This window comes from Streptomyces sp. NPDC005393 (assembly GCF_040606675.1).
Lineage (GTDB): Bacteria > Actinomycetota > Actinomycetes > Streptomycetales > Streptomycetaceae > Streptomyces.
Window position 1 is genome coordinate 37,503 of the sequence record NZ_JBEXFG010000014.1, and the last position, 12,054, is coordinate 49,556.

Annotated in this window: 10 protein-coding genes and 4 pseudogenes; 12 read left to right on the forward strand and 2 right to left on the reverse strand. The window is 72.1% G+C overall.

The genetic code is table 11. The annotated features are described in order from the left end of the window. Positions 1-70: 70 nt before the first annotated feature. Together ABZS71_RS14750 and ABZS71_RS14755 are read left to right on the forward strand one after the other, a co-directional pair. Positions 71-829, forward strand: a complete 759-nt coding sequence (locus ABZS71_RS14750; RefSeq protein WP_355859175.1) for an alpha/beta fold hydrolase — start codon at positions 71-73, stop codon at positions 827-829. Positions 830-1,006: 177 nt separating this feature from the next. Further along, a complete protein-coding gene (locus tag ABZS71_RS14755) occupies positions 1,007-1,387 on the forward strand; it encodes a hypothetical protein (protein WP_356210061.1) in 381 nt (126 codons plus the stop codon). A gap of 46 nt (positions 1,388-1,433) precedes the next feature. Here the strand turns inward: ABZS71_RS14755 and ABZS71_RS14760 are convergent, their stop codons facing one another. Both ABZS71_RS14760 and ABZS71_RS14765 read right to left on the reverse strand, forming a co-directional pair. Next, positions 1,434-2,648 (reverse strand): DUF4032 domain-containing protein, encoded by a 1,215-nt coding sequence (locus ABZS71_RS14760; RefSeq protein ID WP_356210063.1) that lies wholly within the window; start codon positions 2,646-2,648, stop codon positions 1,434-1,436. Between the two features lie 30 nt (positions 2,649-2,678). Further along, on the reverse strand, positions 2,679-3,281 hold the full coding sequence (locus ABZS71_RS14765; RefSeq protein WP_356210066.1) for a TetR/AcrR family transcriptional regulator: 603 nt from the start codon (positions 3,279-3,281) through the stop codon (positions 2,679-2,681). 159 nt (positions 3,282-3,440) lie between these two features. Between ABZS71_RS14765 and ABZS71_RS14770 the strand changes: the two genes are divergently transcribed. The 10 genes and pseudogenes from ABZS71_RS14770 (at position 3,441) to ABZS71_RS14815 (ending at position 12,036) form a co-directional block, all read left to right on the forward strand. After that, complete coding sequence (locus ABZS71_RS14770; RefSeq protein WP_356210068.1) at positions 3,441-4,232, forward strand: SDR family oxidoreductase; 792 nt, start codon at positions 3,441-3,443, stop codon at positions 4,230-4,232. Further along, positions 4,229-4,951 (forward strand): annotated as a pseudogene (locus tag ABZS71_RS14775) (DMT family transporter); the annotation flags it as partial. The gene ABZS71_RS14770 and the pseudogene ABZS71_RS14775, both read left to right, overlap by 4 nt. Positions 4,952-5,017: 66 nt before the next feature. Next, a pseudogene (locus tag ABZS71_RS14780) lies at positions 5,018-5,512 on the forward strand (DMT family transporter); the annotation flags it as partial. 87 nt (positions 5,513-5,599) lie between these two features. Continuing rightward, a pseudogene (locus ABZS71_RS14785) lies at positions 5,600-5,824 on the forward strand (Ada metal-binding domain-containing protein); the annotation flags it as partial. Between the two features lie 747 nt (positions 5,825-6,571). Beyond that, positions 6,572-6,766 (forward strand): annotated as a pseudogene (locus ABZS71_RS14790) (cytochrome P450); the annotation flags it as partial. 61 nt (positions 6,767-6,827) lie between these two features. Continuing rightward, entirely contained in the window at positions 6,828-7,025 is a 198-nt protein-coding gene (locus ABZS71_RS14795) for a ferredoxin (protein ID WP_356210070.1), read from the forward strand. Then, the gene (locus ABZS71_RS14800) at positions 7,022-8,230 is read left to right on the forward strand and encodes an FAD-dependent oxidoreductase (protein ID WP_356210073.1); all 1,209 of its coding nucleotides are present in this window, start codon (positions 7,022-7,024) and stop codon (positions 8,228-8,230) included. The genes ABZS71_RS14795 and ABZS71_RS14800 overlap by 4 nt, the downstream gene beginning before the upstream one ends. Before the next feature lie 102 nt (positions 8,231-8,332). Next, positions 8,333-9,823, forward strand: a complete 1,491-nt coding sequence (gene mptB, locus ABZS71_RS14805; protein WP_356210077.1) for a polyprenol phosphomannose-dependent alpha 1,6 mannosyltransferase MptB — start codon at positions 8,333-8,335, stop codon at positions 9,821-9,823. Next, positions 9,820-11,073, forward strand: coding sequence for a glycosyltransferase 87 family protein (locus ABZS71_RS14810; RefSeq protein ID WP_356210080.1), 1,254 nt, complete (start codon positions 9,820-9,822; stop codon positions 11,071-11,073). The genes mptB and ABZS71_RS14810 overlap by 4 nt, the downstream gene beginning before the upstream one ends. 3 nt (positions 11,074-11,076) lie before the next feature. Next, entirely contained in the window at positions 11,077-12,036 is a 960-nt protein-coding gene (locus ABZS71_RS14815) for a lysylphosphatidylglycerol synthase domain-containing protein (RefSeq protein ID WP_356210082.1), read from the forward strand. Positions 12,037-12,054 lie beyond the last annotated feature (18 nt).

Genomic DNA, 12,054 nt, shown 5'->3' on the forward strand with positions numbered 1-12,054 from the left:
GCGAGCCCGAGGCATGCGCGCGAGCGCCCGCGACAGCCGCCGTCGTACCGGCGGCACGAAAGGACATCAGGTGACCGCACACCCCACCGGCACAAGTCTGTGGATCAGGCAGTTCCACCCCGCGCCGACCGCGGCGACGCGACTCGTCTGCCTGCCCCATGCCGGCGGGTCCGCCTCCTTCTACTTCCCCGTCTCCAAGGCCCTCGCCCCCGAAGTCGACGTGCTCGCCATCCAGTACCCGGGGCGCCAGGACCGCCGTAACGAGAAGTGCATCGACACCATCCCCGAGCTGGCCGACGCCCTGCTGCCCGAGCTGCTGCCGTACACGGACCGGCCGCTCGCGCTGTTCGGCCACAGCATGGGGGCGTCCCTCGCCTACGAGGTCGCGCTGCGCCTGGAGCAGAAGGGCGTGGTGCCGGCGGCGGTGTTCGCCTCGGGGCGGCGCGCCCCGTCCCGCCACCGCGACGAGACGGTCCATCTGCGGGACGACGACGGTCTGATCGCCGAGATGAAGTCGCTCAGCGGTACCGATTCGCAGGTCCTCGGGAACGAGGAGATCCTGCGGATGGTCCTGCCCGCGATCCGCAGCGACTACAAGGCGGCCGAGACCTACCGCCACACCCCCGGTCCGCGGCTGACGGCGCCGATCCACGCGCATATCGGCGACAACGACCCCAAGGCGACGGTCGAGGAGGCCCGCGCCTGGGGCGAACACACCACCGGCGACTTCGATCTGCAGATCTACCCCGGCGGCCACTTCTACCTCAACAACCAGGCCCCGCGCGTCATCGCGTCGCTCTCGGGGGTCCTGTCCTCGCTGCCGTCCTGAGACACGCCCCGGCTCATCCCCCGTCACACATCGCTCATCGCCCCGCCGGCCCCTGGGAACCAGGCGCCGGCGGGGCGATGAGCCGTCCGGACGGCGCCAGGGTGGGGCTGCCGCCGGGGACGTCGGCCGACAGCTGGAGTACGGCCTGCAGGATCAGCACCGCGGAGGCGGCCGCCCATGCCTGGGGATGAAGCCGGCCGCGGCGCTGCTGTCCACTATCCGGTGGCGGTGCTTTTCTTCTGCTTCGAGCGCCACTTCGTCCGGGGCGCGAACTCGGCCTTCGAGGTGGCCGGCCGTGGGCTCGGGCTGCCGGACGACGCGGCGGAGGGGGCCACGGTACGGGTCGAGCTGCCCGGCGCCGGGCCGGTGGACGCCGTGGTCGATTACCGCAACCCGTACTTCATCGGGCTGCGCACGGACGATGCCATGTACCGGCTCTTCGGCCGGAACCACTTCGGGGCGCCGGTCGGGGTCGGTGTGCACGACTTCGCGCCGGGCGCCGACGCCCAGCGCACCGGGGACGCGTGGCGGACCTGGCTCGGCGGCCTCTTCGCCTGACCGAAGCGACGCGGGGGCCGGCCGTGGATCCATCCGGCCCGGCCCCTTACGCGTGCGGGCGGTTGCCCAGAACGGTCCGTATGTAGTCCTCGACGGTGGCCTCAAGGCCCATGTCATGGCCGGCCCGCTCGGACAGCAGCCAGCGGTGTTCCAGCAGTTCATGGTAGATCTGCGCGGTGTCGGTCGCCCCGCGCAGCTCTCGGGGGACGCCCCGTACGGTCGGCCGGAAGACATCGCGGACCCAGCGGTGGGCGAGCACCTCCGGCCGCGCGCCCAGCGGATCACCGGGCGCGTAGTCGTCCTGCGTGGCCATCCACGTCTCCAGGTCGTTGAGCAGGCTGCGGGCCTGGTTCTCCTCCGCGTCCAGACCGGTCAGCCGCAGCAGTTGCCGCTGGTGGTGGCCCGCGTCCACGACCTTCGGCACAAAGGTGACCGTGTCACCGTCCGGTGAGCGCTCGATCTGCATCTCCGCCACATCGAACCCGAGGTCGTTCAGGCGCCGGACGCGCGCGTCGATCGAGTGGCGCCGCGCCACCGGATACACCGACTGACGCGTCAGCTCATGCCACAGCTCGCTATACCGCTCGACGATGGCCTGGCCGAACAGCACCGGGTCGACCGAGGGGTGCAGGGAGCCGCTCGCCTCCAGGTCCATCAGCTCCCCCGCGATGTTCACCCGCGCCACCTCGACGTCGTACTCGCGCTGCCCGCTGGTCAGCCGCGGCTGGATCTGCCCGGTCTCGGCGTCCACCAGATACGCGGCGTACGCGCCCGCGTCGCGCCGGAAGAGGGTGTTGGACAGTGAGCAGTCGCCCCAGGCGAACCCGGACAGATGCAGCCTGACCAGCAGCACGGCGAGCGCGTCGAGCAATCGCTTGATCGTGCTGGGCCGCATGGTCGTCTCGAACATCGACCGGTACGGCTGCGACCCCACCAGATGCCGGGTGATCAGCGCGGGCTCCAGTGGCTCACCGTGTTCGTCGGTGCGCCCGGTGACCACCGCGAGCGCGTCCACCGCCGGTACGGCGAGCCGGTCCAGATCGCGCAGCAGCCCGTACTCCCGTACGGCCGCCCACTCGCCGACCTCCTTGACCGCGACCACCTCGCCGCCCGCCTGGGCGAACCGGACCACATGGCGGGAGATGCCACGCGGCAGCGTCACCAGATGCTCCGCCGGCCACTCCTCCAGCGGGATGTTCCACGGCAGATCGAGGAGGGAGGCCGGATGCTCGGGCGAGGTGGCGGTGATCTGCAGCTCCATGACACACCAGTGTGCGGCAGCGGCGCGCGATCAGGGACGGTCGGGCAGCGGGGTCCTCGCGGGCGCGCGCATGCCGTCGAGGACGACCGTGGCACACCGTTCGGCCTGGAGCCGGTCGGCGGGCAGATCGAGCACATAGCCTCCGCTGGTGGCCGACTTGGCGAGGAAGGGGATGTCCCGCCAGGACAGATCGGTGCGCAATGCGCCATTCCGCTGGGCGCGTTCGGTCAGCCGCCGTAGGAGATCGAGCAGTCTGAGACGGGCGGCGGCCACCTGGGGCCCGCCACGGTCGTCGAGGGATTCCGACAGGCCCGCGTTCTCGCCGGTGCGCAGGGCGAGTTCGGTGAAGAACCGGGAGAAGGCCGGCCAGCCGCCGTCCTCGGTGAGGGCCGCTTCGGCGCTGTCGGCGAGTTCGCCGAGCACATCGAGGAGGACGGCTTCCAGCAGTTGGGCCCGCTCGGGGAAGCGGCGGTAGACCGTGCCGACGCCGACTCCGGCCAGCCTGGCGATCTCGTGATAGCCGACGTCGAGGCCATGGGCCGCGACCGCCTGACGCGCGCCGGTCAGAACGCGGGCGGCGTTGCGCCGCGCGTCCGCGCGCGGTGGTCTCGCGGGCCGCTGTGCTGAGGGCATGCCTCAGCCTAGTCAGAAGTGGACAGATTCTGTCCACCTACGTACGCTGAACATTAAGCGGACAAGATGTGTCCACTTAGTGCTCGACATCAGGTCCGCCTACCCGGTCGAACGCCCCGCACACGCCTCCGCCCCGCCTCACCGAAGGGAGCCCCGGCCTTGAGCCATCTCGACGGCACCACGGCAGTGATCACCGGGGGGAGCGAGGGCCTTGGCTATGCCATCGCCGATGCCTTCGCCGCGGAGGGCTCCGACCTGGTGCTGCTCGACCCCGACCAGGACAAGCTCGACCGGGCCCGGGACGCGCTGGCCGGACACGGGACCACCGTGCGGACCATCTCCGTCGACCTCGCCGACCCCGGCGCCGTGACCACCGCCGCACACGAGGTGCTCGCGCTCACCGAGCGCGTGGACACCCTGGTCAACAACGCGGGGACGGCGCACTTCAGCCCCCTCGCCCAGACCTCCGCCGACACCTTCGACGCGATGCTCCACCTCAACGTCCGGGTGCCCTTCCTGCTCGCCCAGGCGCTGCTCCCGGCGCTTGTCGAGGGCCACGGCAGCATCATCAACATCACGAGCTACTGGGCGCACACGATGGTCGCCGACCGTCCGTCCGCCGCCTACTCCGCCACCCGCGGCGCCATCAACGCGATGACCAGGGCACTCGCCAATGAGCTGGGCCCGTCCGGCGTCCGGGTCAACGGCATCGCCCCCGGCGCCGTCCGCACCCCCGCCTACGAGCGGGACCATCTCGGCCCGATGAGCGCCGAGGAGCGCGACGGCCACGACCGCCGCGCCCGCGAGGCCTATCCACTGGGCCGGATCGGGGAGCCGCGGGAAGTGGCCGCCGCGGCGGCCTTCCTCGCCTCCCCGCGGGCCGGTTGGACGACCGGCACCACCGAGGAGGTCGCGGGCGGGCCGCCAGGCGGCCCCCGCTCCGTACCGTGAGCGCCAACAGTAGGCTGACCATCGCCGTCCACGTCCTGTCCTGGATGGAGCTCCATCGGCGGGACGGCCATGAGGTGGCCACCTCGGAGCAGATCGCGGCACGTGGCAACGCCAACCCCGTGGTCATCCGCCGCTTCCTGGGTGAGCTGCGCAAGGCGGGGCTCACCGAGTCCCGGATGAACACGAGAGGAACCACGATGTACGCGCTCTGGCTGCTCCTCGCAGTCGTCTCGGGCAGTCTGATAGCCGTGCAGTCCCGCCTCAACGGCGAGCTGGCCCACGGGATGCACGACCCCTACGCCGCGGCACTCATCTCCTTCGGCTCCGGTCTGGTCGTCATCTGCGCCGGGCTGCTCGCCGCGGGCGCCCGGCGCGCGGGGCGGGACGGCCGTACGGACCAGGGCGCGGGTACGGGGCAGGGCGACGGTACGGGGCAGGGCGCGGGTACGGGGCAGGGCGCGGGTACGGGACCCATCGCCCTGGTCCGCGCGGTGCGCCAACGCCGGCTGAAGTGGTGGCAGGTGCTGGGCGGGTGCGGTGGCGCCCTGCTGGTGCTCTCCCAGGCCGTCACCGTCACCGCACTCGGAGTGGCCCTGTTCACCGTGGCCGTGGTGGCCGGGCAGACCACCGGCGGGCTCGTCTTCGACCGCAAGGGCCTCGGCCCCGCAGGACCGCAGCCGCTGACCGCGCCCCGTGTCATCGGCGCCCTGCTCATCCTCGCGGCCGTCGCCGTCTCCACGGCCGGCAAGCTCACCGCGGGCTTCCCGTACTGGATGCTCGTCCTGCCACTCGTCGCCGGGGCCTGTGTGAGCTGGCAGCAGGCCGTCAACGGCCATGTCCGCGTCGCCACCGGCTCGGCCTCGACCGCGACCTTCACCAACTTCGCGGTCGGCGCGACCGCCCTGGCCACCGTGTTCGCCGTGCACGCGCTCGCGGTACGTGGGCCGCACACCCTCGCGGACCACTGGTATGTGTACCTCGGCGGACCGGTCGGCGTCGTGTTCATCGCCATCGCCGTCGCGGCCGTTCACCACCTCGGGGTGCTCATCCTCGGGCTGGCCACCATCACCGGTCAGCTGCTGGGGTCGCTCGCGCTGAACCTGGCCTTCCCCCGGGCGGGCGCCGAAGTGACCACGGCGACCTTCGTGGGCATCGGAGTGGCGCTGGCGGCCATCGCGATCGCCGCCCTTCCCCGGCGGCGCGGCCGGGCCTCGCGGACGGTGGCGGCCGGCGCCCGGGCCGCCGCGGACACCCGGCGGCCCGACCACAGTCCCCGATAGGCCACCGCGCAGCGCCGCCGCGCCCCGAACGCCGTGTCCGTTTTCCGCCAGCACACTGCCTGGGTCATGCCGCACAGTGGGGGTGTGATGAGCGAGGACGGCAGGTACGAGGCGGTGCGCAGCCGTGATGCGCGCTTCGGCGGCGCATTCTTCGTCGCCGTCGCCACGACCGGGATCCACTGCCGGCCGAGCTGCCCCGCGACCACCCCACGCCGTGAGAACGTCCGGTTCTTCCCGACCTCCGCCGCGGCCCAGGGCGCCGGTTTCCGGGCCTGCCGCCGCTGCCGCCACGACGCCGTACCCGGCTCCGCGCCGGGCCGCGAACCCGGCCGCGCCCTCCCGGTCGACCACGCCGTCCCGATCATCCGCATCGCGCGGCCGACGGCGTCCGCGCGGGCGTTCCACGCGTACGGGTGATATCGATCGGGTGGAATCAACAGGACTCCCCTTGACCGTACGTGAGCAATGCGGATCTTTCGTAACCCGCGTATTTCCGGCATGTGATGGGCGATGATCCCATACGTACCGACGGTGACCGGCGCCGGGTGCCACGGTCGGGCATCGGCATCCCGCTGGGCCATGGCGTGGCGGTGACCGGCAGCGACAAGAATCCGCCATTGTCCCGGACGGTGAAGCTCGCAGATCGCCGAAGCCGGGACCGCGCCGCCCGGGGCTCCCTGAGGGACGAGCTGATGGCCGGTCTCATTACCGCGGACGCACATGCCAGGCTCATATGTGTCCGATCGTGGCCATCTTTGAGCGGAGCGTGTTGTGCTGGGCACCGAACGCCAACTAGCCTCCGTTCAGCCCGTTACCGAACGCTCGTTTAGTCATTGACTCAGGGCATTCCGCGGCCACGGAGGAGACATGACCGACACGCTCACGGACGCGGCGACCGGCACGGACTCGGCCCCGGGCTACCCGATCGACAAGAGCATGCGCTGCCCCTTCTCCCCGCCCGCCGATCTGCGGAGGCTGCAGGCCGACGCCCCACTCCAGACGGTCCGGCTGTGGGACGGCAGCACCGCCTGGCTGGTCACCCGCTACGACGAACTGCGCCGCCGCCATGTGGCCTTCGGATACGGCGTCCACCAGTGTCTCGGCCAGCAGCCGGCCCGCGTGGAGCCGCAGGTCGTCTACGGCACCCTCTGCCGGCGCGTCCCCACCCGGCGGCCGGCCGCCGGCCTCGCCGAACTCCCCTTCAGGCACGACTCGACCGTCTACGGGGTCTACGAGCCGCCCGTCACCTGGTGACGGAGCTCCGCCTGCTCCCGTACGGCCCGCATCACCTCGCCCCCATCGTCCGGAGATATCCATGCTGGTGACCTTGCATCAGGACACATGCGTCGCCTCGGGCCAGTGCGTACTCGCCGCCCAGGACGTGTTCGACCAGCGGGACGAGGACGGCGTCGCCGTCCTGCTCGACGACAACCCCCCGGCCGAACTCCACGACGACGTCCGCCGGGCCGCCGCGATCTGCCCCGCCCTGGCCATCACCGTGGCCGAGTCGTGAGCACACCGGACAACGTGGTCGTCGTGGGCGCCTCGGTCGCCGGGCTCACCACGGCCGTGACCCTGCGCTCCCTGGGGTACGGCGGGAAGCTCACCCTCATCGGCGACGAGCCCCACACCCCCTACAACAGGCCCCCGCTGTCCAAGCAGATCCTGGTCGGCGCCTGGCAGCCGGACCGGATCAAGCTGCGCACGGACGAGGAGCTGTCCGCCCTCGACGCGAAGCTGCTGTTCGGCAGGTCCGCCACCGGACTGGACATCGCCGCGCGGCGGGTCCTGCTGAACGACGGCGACACCGTCCCGTACGACGCCCTGGTCATCGCCACCGGCGTCATCCCGAGCAGTCTGCCCGACGCGCACCATCTGGCCGGGGTGCATCTGCTGCGCACGCTCGACGACACCCTCGCCCTGCGCGCCGAGTTACGTCGCGGGCCCAAGGTGGCGGTGGTCGGCGCGGGCTTTCTCGGCGCCGAGGCGGCCTCGGCCTGCCGCAGGATGGAACTCGACGTCACCATGATCGATCCACGCCCGGTGCCCATGCGGCGTCAGTTCGGCGACCGGATCGCCGGCCTCGTCGGGCAGCTGCACCGGGACAACGGCGTGTCCATGCGCTGCGGCACCGATGTGAAACGGTTCCTCGAGGAGAACGGCCGGGTGACCGGGCTCGAACTGACCGATGGCACGGTACTCGACGCCGATGTCGCTGTGGTCGCCATCGGCGCCACCCCGGCGGTCGGCTGGCTGGCCGGATCCGGCCTCGAACTGCGCAACGGCGTCGAATGCGACGCCACCTGCCGGGCGGCGCCGGACATCTACGCGGCCGGGGACGTCGCCTCGTGGCACAACAACCACTTCGACCGCCGGATGCGGCTGGAGCACCGGCTGAACGCGACCGAGCAGGCCCAGGCCGTCGCCCGCAACCTGCTCGGCGCGAACGAGCCGTTCGCCCCCGTGCCGTACTTCTGGACCGACCAGTACGACGCCCATATCCAGGCGTACGGCATCTTTCCCGCCGACGCCGAGCTCGCCGTGGTGCACGGCGAGCTGGACAACCGCCGCTTCGTCGTGGCGTACGGCCACCGGGGCCGGGTGGTCGGAGTGCTCGGCTGGAACAGCCCTCGTGAGGTGCGCACGCTCCGGGAACTCGTGGTCGACCGGGCGGCCTGGTCTTCGATCGCGGCCGGGGCGGGTCAACGCGACTGGTAGGAGCGGTGCGCGGCCGGTCGCGGAGGCGGCGGCCGGCGCGCCGGGTGACCCGGCCGACACCTGTCGGCCAGCCGCCGGTGACCGCGGCGTCAATTTTCGGCCATGCGCCACGGCAAGTCTGGGCGGGTGCTGGTCCGTCGTCTTCTCGTCCAAGGTGTCGCCGTCGCTCCACACCACTGTCGGCTGCTCGGGCTCGCAGGCTCGGTGGCCCTGGCGGCGGGCGGAGCGACGGCTGGAGCGCTGCCCGTGGGGGAGGTCCTCACCCCGGACTCCGGGAGAGCGGCGATCGGGTTGGCCGTCACCTATTTCGGACTGGTTCTGCTGGTGGCGGCGTGGTGGTGGCTGGGGCGCGCGGTGCGTGGCCCGCGGCCGCCCAGCCGGCGCAGCCTGCTGCTGACGCTCGTCACGTGGGCGGCTCCGCTGCTGCCCGCGCCCCCGCTGTTCAGCCGGGATGTGTACAGCTATCTCGCGCAGGGCGCCATGGTGCACGCGCGGATCGATGTCTATACGCATGGCCCCGTACGGCTCGGTGGACCACTCGCGGCCGAGGTGGCGCCGGGATGGCAGCACACTCCGACGCCCTACGGCCCGGTGTCCCTCGCGTTCGAGAGCGCGATCGCGCATGCCTCGCGCGCCGAACTGTCCCTCGGCGTCCTGGGGTTGCGGCTGCTCGCACTGCTCGGGGTGGCGGTGATGGTGCTGGCCCTGCCGGTTCTCGCGCGGCGCTGCGGCACCGATCCGGGCGCCGCGCTGTGGCTCGGGGGGCTCAACCCTCTGTTGCTGCTGCATTTGGTGGGCGGGGCGCACAACGATGCCCTCATGCTCGGACTGCTCGGCGCCGGTCTGGTGGCCGCGACGGGCCGGTGGCCCGCGTGCGGTGCGGTGCTGGTGACGCTCGCCGCCCTGGTCAAGGCGCCTGCGGCGCTGGGGCTGCTGGCGGTCGCCTCGCTCTGGGTGCGCCAGGTGGAGGGCCGTAGGCGGCGGGTCGGGGCGGTGCTGGCCACCGCCGCGCTGGCGCTCGCCACCACGGGCGTGGCAACGGCCGTCACCGGCACCGGATACGGCTGGATCACGGCCCTGAGCACCCCGGCCTCACCCGACAACTGGGCGCTGACCAGCGCCCTCGGCCGGGCCACCGGCGCCCTGCTGGACGCCGTCGGCAGCGGTCTGGCGCCGCTGGCCACCCCGGCGTGGCATGTGCTGGGGCTGGTGGTGACCGCCGTCGTCATATCGGCCGCCTGGCTGCGTCCGCCCCGGCGCCGCCCGCTGTACGCACTGGGGCTGAGTCTGATGGCGGTGGCCGTGCTGGGCCCGGCGATCCGGCCCTGGTACATCCTGTGGGGGATGTTCCTCATCGCGGCGGCGGCGCCGAGCGGGCAGGTGCGGCGTGCGGTCGCGGCGGCGAGCGGGGTCCTGGCCCTGGCCGTACTGCCCAGCGGCTTCGCCCCGGATTCGCGACAGCTGACGTTCGCGGTCTGCGGGGGCACGCTGGCGCTGTGTGCGCTGTGGTGCGCACAGCACACACCGGGCTTCGCCACCGCCCCCGGGCTGTCCACCGCGAAGGGCGGCCGCCGGCCGGAGCGTTCGGCATGACGGGGCCCACCACGACGCGCGGGCGGCTGCTGCTGGCGCTCGGTCTCACCGGAGCCTCGATGCTCTTCCTGGTCACCGTCCCGCTGCACCGGCACTGGTTCGATCTGAACGTCTACTACGAGGCGGTCGGCCACTGGCTGCGGGACGGCCGGATCTATGACTTCACCATCCCCGGGGCGGACGGCACGGACTACGGATTCACCTATCCGCCCTTCGCCGCGCTGTGCATGCTGCCGATGGCCCTGGTGAGCTGGCCGGGCGCGATCACGATCAGCATGCTGCTCAATGCGGCCGCCTCGGCCACCCTGCTGTCCTGGCTGATCGGTCCGGCCGTCCGCCGGCAGGGCTGGAACAAGTGGTTCGCCTTCATCGTGGCGGCCTGTCTGTTCGCCCTGCTGGAACCGGTCCGGGACACCTTCAGCTTCGGACAGGTCAATCTGCTGCTGCTGGTCCTCGTGTTCTCGGACGCGTGGCTGCTGTCCACGGGGCGTGGCCGGTTCGCAGGCAGCGGGATCGGGCTCGCCGCCGCGATCAAGCTCACCCCGGCGATCTTCATCATCTATCTGCTCGTCACACGGCGGTGGCGGGCCGCAGGTGTGGCCACGGGCACGGCGGTGGCCGCCACGCTGCTGGCCGCGTGGGTGGCACCGGGCGCCTCCCGGGTCTACTGGACCGAGGCGCTGTGGGACACGAACCGGATCGGGGTGCTCTCGTATGTCTCGAACCAGTCGTGGGACGGGGTGCTGGCCCGGCTGCTCGCGCCGGTGCAGCCGAGCGGGGCGGTGTGGGCGGTCGGTGTACTCGCCATCCTGGCCGTATGGGCCCACCGGGTACGCGGCGCGGCGGCCGTCGGGGACGAGGTGGCGGGGTTCGCGCTGACCGGCATCGCCGCCTGCCTGATCAGCCCGATCACCTGGGTGCACCATCTGGTCTGGCTGATTCCGGCCCTGGCGGTGCTCGCGGACACCGGACTGCGGCCGGGTGCGCCACCGGCCCGCCGCCGGCTCCTGCTGCGCGCGTCCGCCGCGATCTACGTGATCCTCTGCAGCAGCCTGGTGTGGCTGTGGCGCTTCGACTTCACCGGGGTGAGCGGCTTCCTCGGCAGCAACGCCTACGTATGGATCTGCCTCGGGCTGCTGCTCGCGCTTCCGCTGCGCGGCGACGCGGCGCAGACGCTGAGCGGACAGCCGCATCCGGCACACATCCCAGGAGCGGGAATGTCCGGACCGATACCGAAAGCGACACGGTAGCCCATGCGGCGACCAGCCCGCCTGCCTGCGTACCGCGGGATTCCGGTGCGCCGGATCCTGTGTCTGCTGCCGCTGGTCGTCGTCGGCGTATGGGCGGTCCAGCACCGTTCGCTGATCGGCTCCGGCGCCCGGCAGATGCTGACGGCGAATCCGTACTGGCTGCTCACGGCGGTGGCGACGACCGGGCTCGGCTGGGTCGCGGTGTCCTTCGCGCGGCAGGGCGCGGTGCTGGAACGGCTTCCGGCCAAACGGCTGTTCGCCACCCAGTTCGCCGCGGGGGCCGCCAACCATCTCCTGCCGTCGGGGATCGGCGCGAGCGCGGTCAATATCCGCTTCATGACGGGCTGCGGTCTGCCGGCCGCCCGCTCCTCGGCCGCGCTCGCCCTGTACTTCCTCGCGGAGGCGACGACCCGGATCGGGCTGCTGGTCGTCCTGTTGCCGGCCTTCCCCGAGGCGCTGCACCTCGGCCCGCTGCTCCCGGATCGGGTCGGCACAGCGGTGGTGGCGGGGGTGGTGGCGGCGGTCTGTGCGCTGGTGCTGGGGGTGGTGATGATCCGCCCGGTGCGCAGGATCGTCCGTACCTTTCTGCGGACCGCGCTGGCCGACGCCCGCTCCCTCCATACGCGGCCGTCCCGGGCGCTGGCCCTGTGGGGAGGCTCACTGGCGTTTCCCCTGCTGCAGGCGGCGGGGCTGGTGGCGGTCGGTCTCGCGCTGGAGCTCGAGGTGCGGCCACCGCATGTGATGCTCGCCTATCTGGCCGCCACAGCGGTGGCCGCCGTGATCCCCTCCCCCGGTGGCATCGGCTCGGTCGACGCGGCGCTGGTCATCGCGCTCGTCGCGGCGGGGGCTCCGGTCGACTCCGCCACCTCCACGGTGCTCGCGTACCGCTTCATCACGGTGTGGCTCCCGCTGATCCCGGGTGCGCTGGTGCTGGGCACGCTGGTGCGATCAAAGATCGTCTGAGTGTGCTCACGTCCGCGT